The sequence below is a fragment of the Streptomyces sp. R-74717 genome (assembly GCF_047305335.1).
GTDB lineage: Bacteria > Actinomycetota > Actinomycetes > Streptomycetales > Streptomycetaceae > Streptomyces > Streptomyces atratus.
The window spans coordinates 1722601-1741867 of sequence record NZ_CP102361.1; the positions used below are offsets into that span (position 1 = coordinate 1722601).

At 67.4% G+C, this 19267-nt stretch carries 18 protein-coding genes and 1 pseudogene; 4 read left to right on the forward strand and 15 right to left on the reverse strand.

The features are described 5' to 3' along the window. Position 1: 1 nt before the first annotated feature. The 13 genes from NRF20_RS07750 to NRF20_RS07810 all read right to left on the reverse strand — a co-directional run bounded on the left by NRF20_RS07750 (position 2) and on the right by NRF20_RS07810 (position 12140). Positions 2 to 742, reverse strand: a complete 741-nt coding sequence (locus NRF20_RS07750) for a hypothetical protein (protein ID WP_398630722.1) — start codon at positions 740 to 742, stop codon at positions 2 to 4. A 51-nt stretch (positions 743 to 793) separates the two neighbouring features. Next, on the reverse strand, positions 794 to 1324 hold the full coding sequence (locus NRF20_RS07755; RefSeq protein WP_398630721.1) for a hypothetical protein: 531 nt from the start codon (positions 1322 to 1324) through the stop codon (positions 794 to 796). Positions 1325 to 1390: 66 nt separating this feature from the next. After that, entirely contained in the window at positions 1391 to 1990 is a 600-nt protein-coding gene (locus tag NRF20_RS07760) for a hypothetical protein (RefSeq protein WP_398630720.1), read from the reverse strand. A gap of 19 nt (positions 1991 to 2009) precedes the next feature. Further along, a complete protein-coding gene (locus NRF20_RS07765) occupies positions 2010 to 2528 on the reverse strand; it encodes a hypothetical protein (protein WP_413752275.1) in 519 nt (172 codons plus the stop codon). Further along, complete coding sequence (locus NRF20_RS07770; protein WP_413752277.1) at positions 2525 to 3781, reverse strand: MCE family protein; 1257 nt, start codon at positions 3779 to 3781, stop codon at positions 2525 to 2527. The genes NRF20_RS07765 and NRF20_RS07770 overlap by 4 nt, the downstream gene beginning before the upstream one ends. Continuing rightward, positions 3778 to 5022, reverse strand: coding sequence for an MCE family protein (locus NRF20_RS07775; protein ID WP_398630717.1), 1245 nt, complete (start codon positions 5020 to 5022; stop codon positions 3778 to 3780). Before NRF20_RS07775 ends, NRF20_RS07770 begins: the two co-directional genes overlap by 4 nt. Continuing rightward, the gene (locus tag NRF20_RS07780) at positions 5019 to 6146 is read right to left on the reverse strand and encodes an MCE family protein (protein WP_413752278.1); all 1128 of its coding nucleotides are present in this window, start codon (positions 6144 to 6146) and stop codon (positions 5019 to 5021) included. The genes NRF20_RS07775 and NRF20_RS07780 overlap by 4 nt, the downstream gene beginning before the upstream one ends. A gap of 1 nt (position 6147) precedes the next feature. Then, the gene (locus NRF20_RS07785; protein WP_413752279.1) at positions 6148 to 7167 is read right to left on the reverse strand and encodes an MCE family protein; all 1020 of its coding nucleotides are present in this window, start codon (positions 7165 to 7167) and stop codon (positions 6148 to 6150) included. Next, entirely contained in the window at positions 7164 to 8195 is a 1032-nt protein-coding gene (locus NRF20_RS07790; protein WP_398630714.1) for an MCE family protein, read from the reverse strand. The genes NRF20_RS07785 and NRF20_RS07790 overlap by 4 nt, the downstream gene beginning before the upstream one ends. Then, positions 8192 to 9490: an MCE family protein gene (locus tag NRF20_RS07795; protein ID WP_398630713.1), complete on the reverse strand. Its 1299-nt coding sequence runs from the start codon at positions 9488 to 9490 to the stop codon at positions 8192 to 8194. The genes NRF20_RS07790 and NRF20_RS07795 overlap by 4 nt, the downstream gene beginning before the upstream one ends. Further along, positions 9490 to 10293: an MlaE family ABC transporter permease gene (locus tag NRF20_RS07800; RefSeq protein ID WP_114247782.1), complete on the reverse strand. Its 804-nt coding sequence runs from the start codon at positions 10291 to 10293 to the stop codon at positions 9490 to 9492. The genes NRF20_RS07795 and NRF20_RS07800 overlap by 1 nt, the downstream gene beginning before the upstream one ends. A 6-nt stretch (positions 10294 to 10299) precedes the next feature. Next, positions 10300 to 11154: an MlaE family ABC transporter permease gene (locus NRF20_RS07805; protein WP_398630712.1), complete on the reverse strand. Its 855-nt coding sequence runs from the start codon at positions 11152 to 11154 to the stop codon at positions 10300 to 10302. Then, positions 11151 to 12140 carry an ABC transporter ATP-binding protein gene (locus NRF20_RS07810; RefSeq protein ID WP_398630711.1) on the reverse strand — a complete coding sequence of 330 codons (990 nt, stop codon included), beginning with the start codon at positions 12138 to 12140 and terminating at the stop codon, positions 11151 to 11153. Before NRF20_RS07810 ends, NRF20_RS07805 begins: the two co-directional genes overlap by 4 nt. A 946-nt stretch (positions 12141 to 13086) precedes the next feature. Here NRF20_RS07810 and NRF20_RS07815 point away from each other — a divergent pair. Beyond that, on the forward strand, positions 13087 to 14019 hold the full coding sequence (locus tag NRF20_RS07815; protein WP_398630710.1) for a hypothetical protein: 933 nt from the start codon (positions 13087 to 13089) through the stop codon (positions 14017 to 14019). 94 nt (positions 14020 to 14113) lie between these two features. On the opposite strand, the gene NRF20_RS07820 is transcribed toward NRF20_RS07815, so the two are convergent. Both NRF20_RS07820 and NRF20_RS07825 read right to left on the reverse strand, forming a co-directional pair. Then, positions 14114 to 15625, reverse strand: a complete 1512-nt coding sequence (locus NRF20_RS07820; RefSeq protein WP_398630709.1) for a DUF6801 domain-containing protein — start codon at positions 15623 to 15625, stop codon at positions 14114 to 14116. A gap of 157 nt (positions 15626 to 15782) precedes the next feature. Beyond that, positions 15783 to 16397 (reverse strand): hypothetical protein, encoded by a 615-nt coding sequence (locus tag NRF20_RS07825; protein WP_398630708.1) that lies wholly within the window; start codon positions 16395 to 16397, stop codon positions 15783 to 15785. 773 nt (positions 16398 to 17170) lie between these two features. On the opposite strand from NRF20_RS07825, the gene NRF20_RS07830 reads away from it, so the two are divergent. The 3 genes and pseudogenes from NRF20_RS07830 to NRF20_RS07840 form a co-directional block, all read left to right on the forward strand. Beyond that, positions 17171 to 18385, forward strand: a complete 1215-nt coding sequence (locus tag NRF20_RS07830; protein WP_398630707.1) for a helix-turn-helix domain-containing protein — start codon at positions 17171 to 17173, stop codon at positions 18383 to 18385. A 220-nt stretch (positions 18386 to 18605) separates the two neighbouring features. Then, a complete protein-coding gene (locus NRF20_RS07835; RefSeq protein WP_398630706.1) occupies positions 18606 to 18869 on the forward strand; it encodes a hypothetical protein in 264 nt (87 codons plus the stop codon). 22 nt (positions 18870 to 18891) lie between these two features. Next, positions 18892 to 19080 (forward strand): annotated as a pseudogene (locus NRF20_RS07840) (acyl-CoA dehydrogenase family protein); the annotation flags it as partial. Positions 19081 to 19267: the final 187 nt, after the last annotated feature.

A 19267-nucleotide genomic window follows, 5' to 3' on the forward strand; every position in this document is an offset into this window, starting at 1 on the left:
GTCACTGGGTGAACGTATCGATGGCGGAGATCCGCCAGGTGTGGCCGCGGCGAACAGCGTCCACGGCGAACATGGCCGCCGCGTAGGTCGTCTCGTCCGACTTGCCGGTACGGGTGTTGCTCTGGTCGGCGAAGATCAGCAGCCGGGCCCGGTCGCCGTCGAGGAGTTCCACACCGCTCTCGGTGACGGTCGTGGTGAGGACGAGCTTCTGCTTCGGTGCCTGCGCCCGTACCTCCGCGAGCATGTCCTTGTGCTGCTGAACGGCCTTGCCGACCAGGTAAGTCCGCGCCGCCTGCTCGGACTTGGCGGTGGCGGCGTAGTTGTACGAGAAGACCGCACCGACCGCCTCGGAGATCTGTCCCTTCACCTCACTGGTACGGCCGATGTCGGTGAGCGCGGTGTTCCGGCGGCTCGCGTCGCCGCGCAGCCCGTCGGCCGCGGTGAACGACCAGGCGGCGAAGGCGCCGAGGAGGACGGTGAGTGCGCAGAGCACGACAGGGAGCCGGATCCGCAGGCGGGGCATGGTGCGCGGCGGTTCACCCCGCGCCTCGTCCGCCTCCTCTTCCTCCGTCTGCTCTGCGTCGCGGGAATCCGATGACTCCTCGAGGTCCGGCGTGACCACGGACTGCTGCTCGTCCTCGCCGGTCCGCCCTTTCCTTCGCGGTGATGCGGTCGTGCGCTCCGCGGCGGCCACGGTCGCCAACCGGCGCTGACGGTTCACGAGGTGGCGGGTCGTCGACATGTCCGGAGTTCCTCTCGGTGATGGAATGGATCGGATGGGAACCGGGTGGCTTCAGCCGGCCGTGTTCCCGACCGGCGCCTGACCGAGGGCACTGAGCTTCCACCCCTCGGACGTGCGGGTGAGCCGGCCGAGCATCCGGCTCTCCTTCACCGCGGGCTTTCCTTTCGGTGCCGTCACGGTGATCCGCAAGGCCACCATCACTGATGCCTTCCCGGTCCGGTCGTCGAGTTCGGTGACCGCACCGGACAGCACCTTGGCGGTGCTCACGGTCTTCGCCTCCTGGATCTGCCTCTCGAACCCGCTGCGTCCGTCCACGAGTTGCTGATGCAGATCGCCGGTGGTGGAGTCCTCCCACCTGTCCAGACCCTGGTCCAGCTTCTGATGGTCGAGCGTGTTCAGGTTCTGCACGGCCTGCTCGCCCGCCGCCAGGGCGTCGTCGCGGGTCTGCCCGTAGCCGGCCGAGTCGTCGTGCGCGGCCCCGTACCAGGACCAACCGCCCCAGGCCGCGCTGCCGGCCACCAGGGCCGTCAGCACGATCACCGCCACCACCAGCGGATTCTTCGTCGTCCGTACCCGTGCCATTGCTGTCTCTCCCTTGCCGGCTGAGCTGAGCGGTGGATGTCCGATGGACTGTGGCTGCGGCCCTGGCTATCTGGAGGTGATGTCCACGATTCGCCAGTTCCCGTCCCGGAGTTCGGCGGTGACGGAGAGCTGGGCGGCCGCCGTGGTGGCGGGCTTGCCACGGCGCTCGTAAACCTGGTCGAGGAAGACGAGAAGATGGGCGCTGGTGCCGGAGAGCCGGCTGACCCCGGCGCGTACGACATGCGTGGTGAGGGTCAGCTTCTGGTCCCTGGACTGCTTCTCGACCTGGCCGAACAGTGCCGCGTACTGCCGCAGCGCCTTTCCGCCGAGGAGCTGCTTCGCGGACTCCTTGGTGCCTGCGGTGTCCTGTGGACCGTACGAGAAGACCTTGCCCAGTGCGCTGCTCACGTCGCCCACGACGCGGGTCGTCGTCCCGGTGTCGCTGAGCGCCAGATTGTCAGTGGCGGGAGTGTCCCTCAACTGCTGGGCCCGGACGAAGAATCCGGCTCCCGTCACGACCAGGGCGACGACCAGCAGCACGACCGCGGTGCGCCGCAGGCGGCGGGTGGACCCGGACTCCCCGGCCTCGTCGGGCTCGTCCCCGGTGGTCTCCGGGCTCTGCGGCTCCTCCACCCCGGCTTCGGTCTTCTCCTCGGTGCTCACCATCGCCGTCCTCCCCCATGCCTCATGCGGCACCCACCGGAATCGCGGTGAGTGCTTTGACCTTCCAGCCGTCCGGAGTACGGGCGAGCGTGGCCTCGAACCGTTTGCGCTCGGTGCCGGCCGCGCCGGTGCGCGGTGTGATCCGGACATCGACGGTCGCGATCAGCTCTGCCGTACCGGCACGTTCGTCGAGCGCGGTGAGCGCCATGTCGGTGACCGTGCCGCGGGCCGTGCTGCCGCTCTTCTTCAGGTCGTTCGTATCCTTGCTCCGGGTCCGCTTCAGCTGGTCGTGCAGCGGCCCGGTGGAGACCTCGAGCCACTGCCGCAGCCCCGCGTCCACGCTCGTGGCGTCCTTGCCGTTCAGACTGTTCAGCCGGGCGAGATGGTGTTTGCCCGCTGCCAGGGCCGCGTCGCGGCTCTTCGCGTACGCGAGGGTGTCGTCGCCACGCGCCTGTGTGTACGACGAGACGCCGAAGGCGCAGATCAGTACGGCGGCGAGCACGACCGCCCAGCCCATGAGACCCCTGGTACGGGAGTTCACTCGCCGGCCTCCAGTCCCAGCAGCCCGGCCATGCCGTTCGTGGCGGGTGACGTGTTCGCCGTGGCCCCGAGTGCGCCCGGGAGCGTGCCTCCCGCGTCGGCGCCCAGGAGCATGGAGCCCGGTTTGGCGGGTTCGGGTACGGCTGGGCCCTTCGGCGCGTTGGCGCTGCCGCGTACGTTGATGCCGGTGCCGGGTGAGGAGGTGCAGCGCGCCTTGGTGTTGACCTCGGGACCGGTTGTCGTGTCGAGACCGTTGCGATAGGTCGTACCGCCGTACCCGGCGGTGCAGGGCAGCGGTTCGAAGAAGGTGACCGACATACCGAACCGGGCGCCGTCCTCGTCCACGGCGCTGGCACCGGCCGCGGCGACCGCGGGCAGTTTCACGAGGAGCTCCTCGATTCCGCGCTGCCGGGTGACGGCAAGCTCGGACGTGGTGAGGAGGTTCGCGACGACGATCCCGAAACCGGGGTCGAGATCGTGCAGCACTCCGCTGATCTGCTCGGTCGCATCGGGCGCGGCGGCGATCAGCTTGCGGAGGTCCGTGTCGGAGCCCTTGAGCTGAGCTGCCAGCTCCTTGGCCCCGGAGGCGAATCCCTTGAGTGCTTCGCCCTGTTCGGCCTGAGTGCGCAGCACGATCTCGCCGTCGGCCATCAGCTTGGTGTTGGTGGGCAGTGCGTCGTCGGCCGCCTGCACGAATTCGCTGCCGGTGTCCAGGAGGACCTGGAGGTCGTCACCGCGCCCGCCGAACGCGGTGCCGAACTCGTCGACCACGGTCCGCAGCGACTCCAGGTCGACGGAACCGGCGAGGTCGTTGACACTGGTGAGGACATTCGTCACCGGTGCCGGGACGGTGGTGTCGGCCAGGTCGATGACCGAGCCGTTCTCCAGGTAGGGCCCGTCGGTGCGGGTCGGCCGCAGGTCGACGTACTGCTCGCCGACGGCGGAGAGATTGGCGACGACGGCCTTCAGGTCGTCGGGGATGGGGGGTGCGGATTTGTCGATGCGCAGCTCGGCCTCCACACCGTCGTCGGTGAGTTCGATCGGGCCGACGCGGCCCACGGAGACCCCCCGGTAGGTGACGTTGGAGTGGGTGAACAGTCCTCCGGTCCGGACGAGTTGGACCTTGACGGTGTAGTAGTCACGCATGCCGATGTAGTGGCCGAGGTCGGCGTAGCGGACACCCAGATAGCCGAGCACCAGCACTGCGATGATCAGGAAGGAGATGTTCTTCAGCCGGATGGCGAGGGTGATCATCCGTGGCTCCCCTCCGAGGCCGAATGCATGTCCGACGGTTTGTCCGAAGGCCTCTGGGACGGCTCCCGGGAAGGCGTTCCGGACGGCGTGGTCGTGGTCGTTCCCTCAGTGGTGACCGAGGGAAGCGGCAGTGGCAGTCCCGGGCCGGCCGACCTGGCCGTTGCCGGCGTTCCGGTCGCCGTGCCGGCGTCCGGGTCGTAGGCCGGGATGATCTGTGTCCCGGGGGCGGCGGTCATGTCCAGGTAGACGTTGAGGTAGTCGCCCTTGACACCGCGCAGCACCTCGTCCGTGAACGGGTAGGTGAGCAGCACCTGGAGGGAGTCCGGCAGGTCGTTGCCCGAGTCGGCGAGCGCCTTGAGCGTGGGGGCGATGGCCTTCAGGTCGGCGATCGTGTCCGCCTTGCTCTTGTTGACGGTGTCGACGGCGACGGTGGAAAGGGTGTCGAGTGCGCGCAGCATGGTGAGGAGCGAGCCGCGCTGCTTCTCCAGGACCTTCATCCCGGGGCTGAGCCCGGTGAGGACCTTGCCCACGTCCTGTTTGCGGGTGGCGAGGGTGGTGGAGAGCCGGTTGACGCCGTCGAGTGCCTCGGTGATGTCCTTCTTGTGGTCGTCAAGGTTGGTGACGAGGGTGTCGACGCGGCTGAGCATGGACCGGATCTGTGGTTCCTGCCCGGCCAACGCCTTGTTGAGTTCGGTCGTGATGGTCTTGAGCTGGTTGATGCCGCCGCCGTTGAGGAGCATCGACAGGGCGCCGAGGACCTCTTCGACCTCGGGGTTCCGGTTGGTGCGGGTGAGCGGGATCTTCGCACCGTCGGTGAGTGTGCCCCGGGCGGTGCCGGTCGCGGGTGATGAGAGCTGGATGTACTTCTCACCGAGCAGGCTGGACTGTTCCAGGTGGGCGTACGCGTTGGCGGGCAGTCCGACCTTCCCGTTGACGCGCATGGTGACCCTGGCCTGCCAGCTGTCCGGGGCGAGGGAGATCTTGGTGACGCGACCGACGGAGACGTCGTTGACCTTCACCGAGGACTGCGGGGCGAGGCTGAGTACGTCCGCGAAGTCGGCGGTGATCTCGTACGGATGGTCTCCGAGGTCCGCGCCACCGGGCAGCGGCAGCTGTTCGATGCCGCTGAATCGCGCTGGCTCGCAGCCCCTGACGACGAGGACGCAGCAGAGGCCGAAGGCGATCAGGGTGGCGGCACCGGTGGTCGCGAGGGCTCCGGGTCTGCGGAGGGTACGGCTCATCGGTTCGCCCCCTTGTTCTCGTTGTTCTTCGTTGTCCGGGTGTCCTCCGGCGTGCCGTAGACGGTGCCCACGGCCGGGAGCGGCAGCGAGGGCAGGGTCTTTTGCCGTTCGGCGGTCACCGGGGAGAGTCCGTCGAGACTCACCGTGGATTCGGTGAGCGGCCCGCCCATGCTGAGCTCGTTGAGGTCGGTCCGACCGTTGAGGGTCCGGTTCGTCGGGTCGTACGCGTTGATGACGTTGCCCGCGGAGAGCGGCAGTGTGTCGAGGGACTCGGCGAGCGAGGCCCGCCGGTCGACGAGGGTCTGGGTGAGCGGTACCAGGGCGTCCACGTTCTTCTTGAGTGCCCCGCGGTTGTCCTGGATGAAGGTCTTGACCCGGGCGAGTGCGGTGCCCAGCTCCTTGAGCGCGGCACCGAGGTTCTTCTTGTCGTCGGCCAGGAAGCCGGTCACGGAGTTCAGCTGCTGCTCGGCGGCGCGCACATTGCCGTCGTTCTCCTTCAGCATCGTGGTGAAGGTCTGCAGGTAGGACAGTGTGTCGAAGAGGTCCCCACTGCTCTTGTCGAGGGTCTTCGTGGCCTTGCCGAACTGTTCGATGGAGTCCCCGATGTCCTTGCCGTTGCCCTTGAGGTTCTTCGCCCCGGTGTCGAGGAGCCCGGCAAACGCTCCTTGCGCGTTCGCCCCATCCGGTCCCAGCGCGCCGGCGAGTTCGGTGATGGACTCGTACAACTGGTCCACCTCCACCGGCGTCGCGTTGTTCGCTGCGGGCAGTTCGGCACCGTCTGCCAGGACCGCTCCCCCGTTGTAGGCGGGTGCGAGCTGGATGTACCGGTCGGCGACAAGACTGGGCGCGACGACGACGGCGTGCGCCTCCTTGGGGACCTTGATGCCCTTGTCGACGCGCAGGACGACCTTGACCTCCTTGCCGCGCGGTTTCACCGAATCGACGGTGCCGACCTTCACACCGAGGATCCGGAGGTCCGATCCGGCGTAGACACCGGTGGCCTGGTCGAAGTACGCGGTGACAGTCGTCGTTCCTTCTTCGTCCAGGGCCATGACCCCGGTGGTGGCCGCGACGGCCAGGACGGCAAGTCCGGCGCCGATACCGACGATGCGCGTGAGTCTCATGTCAGCTGCCGCCTTCCTGCTTGGGAGGCATACACCCGGTCGCCGGTGGTGTGTCGGCGGGCAGGTAGTTCTTCGGAACGACACCGCAGACGTAGTTGTCGAACCAGCGGCCGTTGCCGAGGGTGTTGCCGACGAGCCTGTTGTACGACCCGGCGAGCGACAGCACCTTGTCGAGGCTCTTGCGGTTCTTTCGCAGGACCGCGGTGACCCGGCCGAGCGCGTTGAGCGTGGGCTTCAGCTGCTTGTTGTTGTCGGCGACGAGCCCGGTGAGCTGGGTGCCCAGATCGCGGGTGCCGGTCAGCAGCAGATGGATGGAGTCGCGGCGCGCCTGAATCTCGCCGAGGAGCAGATTGCCGTCCTCCAGGAGGGTTTCGAAGCTGCTCTTCTTGTTGGCGAGGGTCTTGGTGAGCTGTTTGCTGCCCTTGAGGAGGGTGGCGAGCTGGGCGTCGCGTTCGGAGACGGTCCTGGAGAGTGCGGTGAGCCCGTTCGCGGCGCTCTTCACGTCCGGCGGGGAGTCCTTGAACGTGGCGGAGATCGTTTCGAAACTCTTGGCGAGCTGTGCGGTGTCGATCTCCCCGATGGTCTCGCCGAGGCCGTTGAACGCCTGGGTGACGTCGTACGGGGATGTGGTGCGGCTCGCCGTGATGCGCTCGTGCGGGTCCTGCGGGGCGTTGCCGAGCGGGTCGACGGCGAGGTACTTCTCCCCGAGCAGTGTCTTGATGGCGATGCCGACGGTGCTGGAGTTGCCGATCCAGGCGTCCTTGACCCGGAAGGTGACCTTCACCTTGGCGCCGTCGAGGGAGATCCCGGTGACCTCACCGACCTTCACTCCGGCGATCCGTACTTCGTCGCCGTCGGCGAGGCCGGCCGATTCGGTGAAGTCGGCGCTGTATGTCGTGCCGCTGCCGATGAAGGGCAGCGAGTCGGCGCGGTAGGCGGCGAGTCCGACGAAGGCCAGGACGAGCAGGCCGACGATGCTGACGGCGACGGGGTTGCGTTCCCGTACGGGCTTGATTCTCATGACAGGCACCTCGGCTGGGTGATCTCGATGCCGGTGGGCGGTGTGCTGCCGTCGCTGGTCGTCACACCGCTGATCCTGGCCTCGCAGAGGTAGAGGTTGAGCCATGAGCCGTACGAGGCGAGGCGACTGATCGCCGCCATCTTGGCCGGGGTCTTCTCCAGGAAGTTCTCGATCTTCGGCGAGTTGTCCGCCAACCGGTCGGAGAGGCGCCCGAGTTGCTTGATGTCGTCCTTGAGCGGCCCCCGGCCCTCGTTGAGCAGGTCCGCGGTGACGGTGGTGAGCGCGCCCATCGCGGTGACCGCCCGGCCGAGCGGTTTGCGGTCCCCGGAGAAGCCGGTGACGAGCTTCTGAAGGGTGACGACGAGGTCGTTGAAGCCGGCCTCGCGGTCGTTGACGGTCTTCAGGACCGTGTTGAGGTTCTTGATCACCTCGCCGATCACCTTGTCCTTGGCGGCGACGGTGCCGGTCAGCGAGCCGACGTGCTGCAGGATGCTGTCGACGGTGCCGCCCTCGCCCTGGAGCACCTGGACGATGGAGCCGGCGAGCTCGTTGACGTCCGGCGGGGAGAGCCCTTCGAAGAGCGGCTGGAAACCGTTGAAGAGCTGGGTGAGGTCGAGTGCCGGGGTGGTGCGGGAGAGCGGAATGGTCGAGCCGGCGGTGAAGCTCTCGCCGACCGGGCCCGCCCCCTGGTCGAGGTCGATGTACCGCTGGCCGACCATGTTGAGGTACTTGATGGACGCGGTCACAGACGCCGGGAGCTTCCGGCCCTTCTGGACGCTGAAGCCGACCTCGGCGAGCCGCCTGTCGGCGACCTCGATGGATTCGACCTGCCCGACCTTGACCCCGGCAATCCGGACGCTGTCGCCGACGATCAGTCCGGTCGCGTCGGTGAACCGGGCTTTGTACGCAGCGGTGCTGCCGACGCCCGTGTTGGCGATGGACAGGGCCAGCACGGTCGTGGCCAGGACCGTGACCAGGATGAAGACGATCGATTTCGCGAGTGGCCCGGCGAGGGAGCGGCGCTTCACTTGAGCTTCACCTCCGCACCGCGGAAGGCCGGACCGATGAGCACGCTGCTCCACTCGGGCAGGGCCTGCGGCTGGACTTTCAGTGAGGGAGCCACCAGCTCGTTGACGAGCCGGCTCTCCTGCGGGGAGTTGGGCATGCCGAGGGACGCGTCGGCTGCCGCCACTTCTTCGGGGGCGCCGGGCGCGGAATCCGCCCGGGTGTCCTGGCCGGCCCCCGCACGGGCGTCCGCGGTCGGCACGGTGTTGCCGATGTAGGGCAGCGAGTAGCAGTGCGGTCCGCCGGTCGCGTCGTAGACCGGGGTGTCCTTCCCGGCCACGTACTTCCCCTTGGAGGGCACGGTCTTCAGCGTGACGTGCAGACCGGGTTCATCGGTGCCCTTGCCGAGTGCCTTGTCCATGGCCGGGACGAACCCGGCCATGGTGCGCAGGGTGCAGGGGAACTCCGACGAGTACTTCGCGAGGATCTCCAGCGTCGGTCTGCCTGTTGCGGAGAGCCGGATGAGGTTGTCCTTGTTCTTCCGCAGGAAGGTGGTGGCGTCCTGGGCGGAGGCGGTCGTGGACCCGTACAGGTCGGCGAGCCCGGCCTGCTGTTCGGCGAGGGTGCCGCTGGTGGTGGTGAAGTCGGTGAGCGCGTCGAGAACGTCCGGTGCCGCATCCGCGTACACGGTGCTCACCTTGACGAGTTCCTTGATGTCGGCGTTGAGCTCGGGCAGTTGGGGGTTGAGCTTCTTCAGGTGGGCGTCGAGCGTGACGAGGGTCTCGCCGAGCTTGTCGCCCCGCCCTTCGAGTGCCTGGGAGACGGCGGTGAGGGTCGCGGAGAGCTTCTGTGGCTGTACGGCGGTGAGCAGCGGCAGGACGTTGTCGAGGACCTGTTCCAGCTCGATGGCGTTGCTGGAGCGGTCCTGAGGGATGACGGCCCCCGCGTTCAGCGACTGCGCGGAGGGAATCTCCGGCGGTACGAGTGCCACGAACCGTTCCCCGAAGAGGGTGGTGGGCAGCATCTGGGCGGTGACGTCGGCCGGGATCCGGTCGAGTTTGTCGGGTTGGATGGCGAGGGTGAGCCGGGCCCCGTCCCCATCGGCCGCGATGTTGCGGACCTGGCCGACGACGACGCCGCGCAGTTTCACATCGGCGTTGTCGTGCATCTCGTTGCCGACGGTCCCGGTCCGTACGGTCACGGTGGCGTCGTGGGTGAAGTCCTTGTTGTACACCGCGACCGACACCCACACGAGTACGGCGGGGACGAGCAGAAAGCTGACTCCGGCGAGCCGGCGGCGTACCGTCTGCGGGTTCATCATCCGGCCACCTTCACGGTCGTCGTGGCGCCCCAGATGGCGAGCGAGAGGAAGAAGTCGGTGACGCTGATCAGCACGATCGCGTTGCGCACCGACCGCCCGACGGCGATACCGACCCCGGCGGGCCCGCCCTCGGCCCGGAATCCGTAGTAGCAGTGGGCGAGGATCACCATCACGCTGAAGATCAGCACCTTGAGTACCGACAGCAGTACGTCGTCCGGAGAGAGGAAGAGGTTGAAGTAATGGTCGTACGTGCCCTCCGACTGTCCGTTGAACAGGACGGTGACGTAACGGGACGCGACGTACGACGAGAGCAGCCCGATCGCGTACAGCGGGATGATCGCGACGACTCCCGCGATGACCCGGGTGGTGACGAGGTAGGGCATGGATCGCACGCCCATCGCTTCGAGTGCGTCCACCTCTTCGTTGATCCGCATCGCTCCGAGCTGGGCGGTGAAGCCGGCGCCGACAGTGGCGGACAGAGCGAGTCCGGCGACGAGCGGGGCGATCTCACGGGTGTTGAAGTACGCGGAGATGAAGCCGGTGAAGGCGGAGGTGCCGATCTGGTTGAGAGCCGCGTACCCCTGGAGACCGACGACCGTCCCCGTGAAGAGCGTCATCGCGATCATCACGCCGATGGTTCCGCCGATGACACCGAGGCCGCCGCTGCCGAACGCGACTTCGGCGAGGAGGCGCTGCACCTCTTTGAGGTAGCGGCGCAGGGTCCGCGGGATCCAGATCAACGCGCGCAGATAGAAGGTGAGTTGATCGCCTGAGCGATCCAGCCAGCCGAGCATGGACATCTTCTCTCAGCTCCCCTTCGCGGGGACGATCTGGAGATAGATCGCCGTGAGGACCATGTTCACGAAGAACAGCAGCATGAAGGTGATGACGACGGACTGGTTGACCGCGTCGCCGACGCCCTTGGGACCGCCGCGCGGGTTCAGCCCGCGGTAGGCGGCGACGATGCCCGCGATGAACCCGAAGATCAGCGCCTTGAACTCGCTGATGTAGAGGTCGGGCAGCTGGGCGAGGGCGGAGAAGCTGGCCAGGTACGCGCCGGGGGTCCCGTGCTGCATGATCACGTTGAAGAAGTAGCCGCCCAGGGTACCGACGACGGAGACCAGGCCGTTGAGCAGGACGGCCACGAACATGGTGGCCAGGACGCGCGGGACGACGAGGCGCTGGATGGGCGAGACACCCATGACCTCCATCGCGTCGAGCTCCTCGCGGATCTTCCGGGACCCGAGGTCGGCGCAGATGGCCGATCCGCCCGCTCCCGAGATGAGCAGCGCCACGATGAGTGGGCTGGCCTGCTGGATGACGGCGAGGACACTGGCGCCGCCGGTGAAGGACTGGGCGCCGAGCTGCTCGGTGAGCGAGCCGACCTGGAGGGCGATGACCGCGCCGAACGGGATGGAGACGAGGGCCGCGGGCAGGATGGTGACGCTGGCGATGAACCAGAACTGCTCGATGAACTCCCTTACCTGGAAAGGTCTTCGGAAGACCGAGCGGGTCACGGACAGGGCGAGCGCGAACAGCTTCCCGGTCTCGCGCAGCGGTGCGAGCAGCCTGGTCGGCTGTTTCTGCACCGGGGTCTGCTGCAGGGGCGTCGCATCCGTGGCGGGCGGCTCGGGGGGCCGCACCGGAATCTCGGCCGTCACGGGCGTGCACCGCCGGCGGCCGGGGTGTAGCTGTTCATGATGGCCGTACGGGCGGCCTCCGGGAGCTGGCCCATCATGCCGAGGACCCGCTCCCGGCGGCGCAGGGCGGCTTGGCGGACCGGCATCCCGGGCGAGGGTTCCAGCTGCGGTACGACGGTCCGCGGGGCGGAGCTGTAACCGTTGCCGTTGCCGTTGAGCTGCTCGGCGGCGAGGGTGGCGGCGTCCTTCTCCTCGGACATGCCGATGGGGCCTTCGCGGCGTCCGGAGAGAAACTGGGAGACGACCGGCACGTCGCTGGTGAGCAGTACCTCACGCGGCCCGAAGGTGACGAGGTTGCGGCAGAACAGCATCCCCATGTTGTCGGGGACGGTCGCCGCGATGTCGAGGTTGTGGGTGACGATCAGCATCGTGGCATCGATCTGCGCGTTCAGATCGATGAGGAGCTGGGAGAGGTAGGCGGTGCGGACGGGGTCGAGTCCGGAGTCCGGCTCGTCGCAGAGGATGATCTGCGGGTCCAGGACGAGCGCACGGGCGAGACCGGCCCGTTTGCGCATGCCGCCCGAGATCTCACCGGGCAGCTTCCCCTCGGCACCGAGAAGCCCGACGATGTCGATCCGCTCCATGACGATGCGGCGAATCTCGGATTCCTTCTTCCGGGTGTGCTCGCGCAGGGGGAAGGCAATGTTGTCGAACAGCGACATCGATCCGAAAAGGGCACCGTCCTGGAACATGAGCCCGAAGAGTTTACGGGTCTCCATGATGTCTCGTTCGGGACTGTTCACCATGTCGACGCCGTTGATGAGGACGCGACCGCGTTCGGGCTTCAGCAGGCCGATGATGGATTTGAGGAAGACAGTCTTTCCCGTACCCGACGGGCCGAGCATGACGCTGACCTCGCCGGCGGGGAGCGTGAGCGACACATCCTGCCAGATGTTCTGCTTGCCGAAAGACTTGGTAAGGCCTTCGACCACTACTTCGATTCCCATCCCACCTCCTGCATGCGCTCACGAAGTGACAGAAGTGCGCCGAGGGGCGCACGTTAAGTTCACCGACACCGCCAGGACAAGCCCTTGAACAGCCAATTCATGAACGACCGACCCACTTGTCATCCAGTGACAAACTTTCACTCATACCTTGTAAAGAACTGCGCATTCGCAACAGTCGGTGCAGGCTGGAGCCGCACGACCCAGAGGGCCGGAGCCGCGGGGCCCCGGAGTGAGAACACCGCCCCGCCTGGAGGTACGGGACTGGGTGCTCCCGTGCAGGGAATCCCGGCGTGGGGGGCCACGACAGAGTTCCTTTCTGACGGGTGAGCAATCTCCGGACGCACCGCCCGAGCTGCCGACGAGGGCGACGTTACGGCTGAGTAACCTGGCCCGCAATACCAGTTCTCCAAGTTTTCGCGAGCCCGCTCAGAGCCGTCGAGTTCTTTGCATTGTCTGAGCAGGAGCCCCGGGGAATTTAGCGGCAAGTGACAAGTTCCTCAGCCCTGGTGGCGAGATCTCAGCGATCACGGCCGACCGCCCGACGACCGCACGGACCGGCGTGAACACACAAGCGGGAGACCGAATTCCGTATAGGTCACGAGTCGCGCCGCCGTCGAGTTCCGTCCTGGGGCCATGCGCACCGATTGACAAGGTCTCCTTGCGCCGTACTCACCCGCGGACGAGAAGTCGCATTCGCGGGCAGATTCTCAAACGGCGGGATTGTGCGCCAGTGTTTCTCGCCAGTAACCTCACGGCTCGGTGAATGGGGAGTCCGAACCGGCATTGGTCGCTCCGGACCCCGGCACCCGCATTCCGCACACCTATGGTCTGCGCACCCCTCACGCCATGACCGAACCATGCCTGCTTCGGGGCGCCGCAGGCAGACCGAGCAACTCCGGACTCACCGGGGCCGCCTCGATGACGGCTGCCTCAAAAAGGGGAAGACATGAGATCTGGTTCGAACCGGGCGCGCGTGGGGCTGCTGGCCTCGTTCACCGCACTTGCCGCCTTCGCGTCCATGGGGTCGGCCACCGCCGCCACGAGCCTGAACGGCAACTGGGCGCCCTTCACCCGCTGTCCGGTGGACGCTCCCGCCATGCTGGCCGCGGACGGGGCGACCGACACCGCCGTCTGCGTCTCCTCACACTCGGCGAGCGGCTCCATCAAGCTCGGCAACACCGTGGTGCCGGTGGGCGCCAGCGACCTCCAGGTCGGGGTGGTCACGCATCCGGGCGGCGGGGCGACCGTGGTCTCGCCTCCGGGCGGCGCGCTGGTCGCCGACTCCGCGCAGATCCCCGGCGGGCTCCTCGGCCTGATGTGCCCCAGCGACATTCCCGTGATCACCGGCATCTGCAACCAGCTGACCGACAACACTCTGAACCGGGTGATCGCCACCATCGAGTCCGTCAACAGCCCCAGCGACTTCCAGCTCCTCGCCGGAACCACCACCGGAAAGCCGATCATCACGCTGCCGGTACGTATCCACCTGGAGAACCCGTTCCTCGGCAACTCGTGCTACATCGGCTCCGCTTCGGAGCCGATCCTGCTGCGCCCGCAGAACCTGACGCGCCCGGCCATCAGCACCCAGCAGTTCGCCGGCGACGGCACCACCGACGCGACCGGCCCCATGGGCCGGATCAGCCTCGTGGGCGCCAACCAGACCGACACGACGTACGCGGTCCCGGGGGCCAGTGGCTGCGGGCTGGGCCTGCTCAACTGGGCGGTGAACCTGAAGACCGGGCTGCCGTCCGCCTCGGGCAACAACAACGTGGTCCTCAACAACGCCCAGACGTACGTCGCGACGATCAACAACCCCGGCAGCGTCGCCCCCGACGCGGGCAAGCTGCTGTCGCAGTACTGGCACTCGGCGGCCCATTAGCCACTGCCCGTGCCGTACCCAACGCCCCGGTGGGGTCACGCTCCTGGCGGAGGTGGCCCCACCGGGGCGTACGAGCGCATCGCGGACGGACGCTTCACGGCTTTGCGCCAGGAATCACCGGCATGGTCGCCGGACAGATGGTCGAGGGCTCAATGGGAATACAGGTGGTGCCCTGATTCATGATGATCGCGTTTCCTGGACCAGAGATGGAGGCAGTGAACAGAGAGTCAAGGTCTTCACCACCTGTTCCGCAGCCGGAGAACGCCGGAATGGTCACCACGCCGCTCATCAAGCCGCCTTGAAGCACATTCGTGTACTTCGGATCCTTGGTGAAATCTCCGCGAAGAACGACCTTGAAGGGGGAAGCGGTCCGACAGTCGTTCCCCACATCCAGGGCGACACCGTTCACCTTCACGTCGTACAGCCTCAAGGACTGCTTGAAGGAAGCCACCGCGAAGTTCTCCCGTACGGGGGGATGAGGGATCGCGGTTCCCGTAGAGATCGTCAAGGGTCCGTTCTCGAACTCCACCTTGGCGGAGACCGGCTGGAACCCGAAAGTCAGGAAGGTGGACTCGGCGTCGGGAAGCTTGAGATTGCCGATCGAGTCGAATTGGGTGAACGCTCCCCCTGCCTGTGTCGGCCGACGGGTCGACGACCGCTTGTTCGCGTAGACGCTGATCAGCGCGGGCTTCTTCGCCGGATCATTGATGATCATCGCGCCATTGAGCTTGCGGACATTGGCCACCCCCACGGCGTACGCACAACCGGGGTAGACCCCGGGCAGGTCCCGCACGACGAGGTCGGCGCCCGGGGCAGGCTTCGGCGCGTCGCTGGTGTCCATCTCGCCCACGGGAGGGTCGACCGGACACGGATTGGCCGGGTCCTCGGCCGGCTCGTCCTGCGGCGTCACCGTGATGGCGTTGTTCTTCTCGCCGCTCCCGTCTCCGGGCTCGCCCGGCTTCGTGGTCTGCGGTGCTCCCGATGGCTCCTCACCCACTACCGGGACCGCGCCGAGGCGCCCTGACTCCTCTGCGCCCCTCTCGCATTGCAGGACGACGGGATCGGCCTCGGTCCTCTGCCCGTCGGCGGCGACGTGCAGTTCCAGTGTCAGCTTCCCCGCGGTGAACGTGACATCGCCCGTCGCACCGGCAGTGACCGAGGGGACCTGTCCGGCATGGACCAGCCGGACGTCCTCGTCGGCGGTCAGTGACGTGGCGGGGGAAGCGAAGTCCGTCCACTGCGCCTGGGCCGCCTGATTGTTCTGCGCCACCTCGACATCGAGCGTCGCCGAACTCACCACCGTGGTGGCGTCGGACGGCAGGAGCGAGGCAAGGTCGGTGCCCGCCAGTTCCACCGTGATACTCACGTCATGCGGACTCATCTCCACGCCCACCTCTCCGGATTCCGGAAAGTCCGCGCGCACCTCCACCGACACCTGCTCGGGGCCGGAGGGCAGTTGGCAGTCATATGACACCGCGGCAACGGCATCCGACTGGTCTGCGGCCGATCCGGGACCGGACAGCAGCCCCGCCAGCGTGGCGGCCGCCGCAACCGAGGCCAGGCGTACGGACCGTCTGCCGGCGGATACAGGTGTCTCTACGGTCATGTCGGCCCTGTCCTCTGCTTCCTGCCGTCCAGCGTGTTGCCTTGTACGGCGCCGTGCCCACGGCGCCGGGACATTGAACGGTCCGGGCCGAAGGCGGCAGAATCTGCGCACCTACGGCCCGGCCCATGTTCACCGCACGTATTGTTCACGGCACGTATTACGGAGTGGAGATCACCGGGGACGTGCCCGTCGACGTCATGGTCACGTGATACGACGCGTTGAAGCTGGCGACGTCGCCGTTGGTGATGAGGCCGAGGCAGCTGGCGTTCGAGGCGACGAGGTTGTTTCCGGTGCCGTCGATGACCAGGTCACCTGCGCTGTTGTCGTAGTAGCCGTGGACCGTTCCCGTGAAGTCGGCGCTGCAGCCGACCCCCGAGACGTGGGCCGAGATGGAGCTGACATTGCCCTTGACCCTGTTCGGGTTCGCGGAGTCGACCGACAGGGCGTCGATCTTCCAGGGGGACGCCTTCATGGTGACGGTGAAGGAGATTCCGGCCACATCACACGTGTTGAACTTGATGGTGTTGATGTCACCGATTCCAAGGCCGTCGCTGTCGCTCGCCAGAAGGGTTCCGCCGGCGTCGGAGGAATCGCAGAAGAGGGACGCGAGCGGCACGTCCAGCGTCGGGCCGTCGGCATGGGCGGTGAAGGCGCCCGACGGCGTGACCGACCACGACGAGGCGGCACCGGCCGAGGCCGACGACACCGTCATTCCGATGGCCGCGCCGAGGGCGGCGGTTACGACTGCGGCTCTGCGTGCAAGGGTGTTCACGGATCCGTATCCCTTCAGGATGTGTGACCCGGTGCCGGGACTCGCCTCCGGCCGGATGGGGCGGAACTCCGGGGCCGGGTCACAGGACAGAGAAGTGGCAGTCCGACCTGACCGACTGCGCGACCACTTGCGTTCGGCGAAGACGCTACGGGCGAGTAATGTTGCTTCGCAACACTCGGGACGAAGAATCTCCGAATGCACCCTCGTCGCTCAATAATTTGTTCCGGGGCGAGTACGGGCTCATGGGTTCTTATCCGGAAGTGAGTAGTTCCGGCCCGACGGTGGTGCGGCGCGCACCCGTCGGATCGGCCGGTCGGCGACCGGACCACCCGGCAACGCCCCACGTCACGACCACTACTACGAGACGATGCCAGTCCCGGCCGGCGCGCTGCGCGGTCGCCGGAGCGAGGGCCCTTGACTTCGCCGCGCCCGCACAGTCGAATTACCATCGGAATACCGATCGCGACTCGCTCTCCATTACAGGTGACGGCCGTACAAGGATTCCCCGGCGCTCCGGGAATTTCTTGTCACCCCGCGCCGAACCTGATTGCGGGCCCGCTCCGGCCGCCGGAACTCCGGCCGTCCCGGGGCACGTGCGGCCCGGACCCGGCACGGCGATACGTGCCCCTTGCATCTCGTGCTGTCACGACTGTGTCCACGCGCCTCTGCTTGGACTATCTTCAGCAGCCCACATTGGTACGCACCTGACGGCTTGGGAGCGCTCCTCCCACGGCCCACCACCCATCGGGCGCCGGAGAGCAAGGGATGCAGGCATGCCGGGAGTTGTACAGCCCTCGGACCTCGGAGAACCACTGGGACCGCTGCCGCAGGAGTTCGCCGCGATCGTGCGGCCCGAACTCCCCAGCCTGATCAAGGAGATCGGGCTGGAGGTGACGCGCGCCTACCCCGAGTATGCGCGACTGCTCGACGGCCCCTACGGCCAGGGCATCCGGGTCGGCGTGGAGCAGAGCATCTCCGTCTTCGTGGACCAGGTCGCCGAGCCGGCCGCTCCCTCCGCACTGCGCGACGAGATGTGCCGCAGGTTCGGCAGGTTCGAGGCGTACGAGGGGCGCAGCCTGGACCAGTTGCAGGGCGCATACCGACTGGGCGCCCGGATCGCGCTGCGCCGGGCCAAGAAGGTGGGCCGGCGCTACAACCTCTCCCCCACGATGATGCTCACCTTCGCCGACGCCCTCTTCTCGTACGTCGATGAGCTCGAAGCACTGTCCCGCGAGGGCTACTTGGAGGTCCGGGCGGCCTCCGGCGACCACACGGACACTCTTCGGCGGCGTCTGCTGCATCTGGTACTCGCCGGCCGGCCCGTGCCCCGTACCGCCATCGCCGAACTCTGTGAGCGGACCGGCTGGGTGCTGCCAGACGAGGTGACTCTCGTTGCGGTGCGCCACTCGGCGGACCTCGGGCGGCTCGGCGCCGACCGCGACATCCTCGTCGACTTCACCGACCCGCAGCCGCACTTACTGATCCCGGGACCGTTCGACGAGATGCGAAGACGCATGCTCGATCACGCGCTCCCGGGTGCCCGCGCCGCAATCGGCCTGACCGTTCCCACCGCCCTCGCCTCGGACTCGATCCGCTGGGCCCGTCGCGTGCTCGAACTCGTCGACGCAGGCGTCATCGACGATGCACCCGTCATTCTCTGCGCGGACCACCTCATCACCCTGTGGCTCCTCTCCGACCCGGTCCTCCTGGACCAGCTCGCACGGCGTGAACTCGCCCCGATGGCCGGTATCAGTGCCAATCGGCGCGAGCGGCTGACCGAGACATTGCGGATCTGGCTCGACACCCGTGGCACCGCAGCCCAGATGGGCGAGCTGCTCGACGTACACCCGCAGACCGTCCGCTACCGGATGCGCAATCTGGAATCCATCTTCGGCGAGCAACTCGTCGACCCCGAGTCCCGGTTCTCGACCGAGGCCGTGCTCCGCGCGATGCGGCTGCGCGCCCGCGGCGACGACACACCACTCTGACCGGCGCAGCGCGGATCCCGACCCGAGCACGTTCCTCACGCGGAGTCAACTTACTTACCCGTAACGGGAAATAGCCGGTCACTCCCAAACGGTTGCCACACGGAGACGTTCTCAACGAGAAACCCGGAAGTGCGTCCCGTACACATGGAGAAGCCGGCCGCCCACCCGGCGGCCGCGCCGAGAACCGCCTCCTGGCCAACCATCCGAGAGGGAACGCCCCATGACCGCCTCGCACCTCCTCGTCCCCGTGCCGATCCCGGACCGGGTCGCCGCGCTGATCGGGTCCTGCATCCCGCCGCACATCGTGGAGGCGGAGTTCGATGCCGAATGCGCAGCACGCGAGGTGCGCAGGTTCCGCGGCCCGCGGCTCTGCGTCGAGGACCAGGCCGACCGCGAGCAGGCACTCGCCGAGCTGGCCCGCGCCAACAAGATCCTCGCCGCCCACCACCCCCGGCTGCCGGTGCACCCCGGCAGCTCCTGGTGAGCCGCCCGCACCTCCCCCGCAGCGCGCGGGCGAACTCGGGGTGTCCGCGACGGAGAAGGCCATCCAGATCCTGGGCGGCGCCGGGTACAGCAGGGAGCATCCCGTCGAGCGGATGTACCGCGACACCGAGATCTACACGATCTTCGAGGGGACGAGCGAGATCCAGCAGCTGGTGATCGCGCGGGCGATCTCCGGGCGCCCCATCCGCTGATCACTCCTGCACGGATGCAGGGAGCGCCCGTTCGCGCGCCCCGGCATCTCCGGCCGCATCCGGGTCACCGCCCGGATTGGGATCGGCCGCGGCCGGCGTGAGAATGTCGGGCAGTGGCGGCGATTGCGATGCGGTCGACTCGTTCGGGGCGGACCTCATCACCTCCGGGTCCGTGCCGGGCAACGCC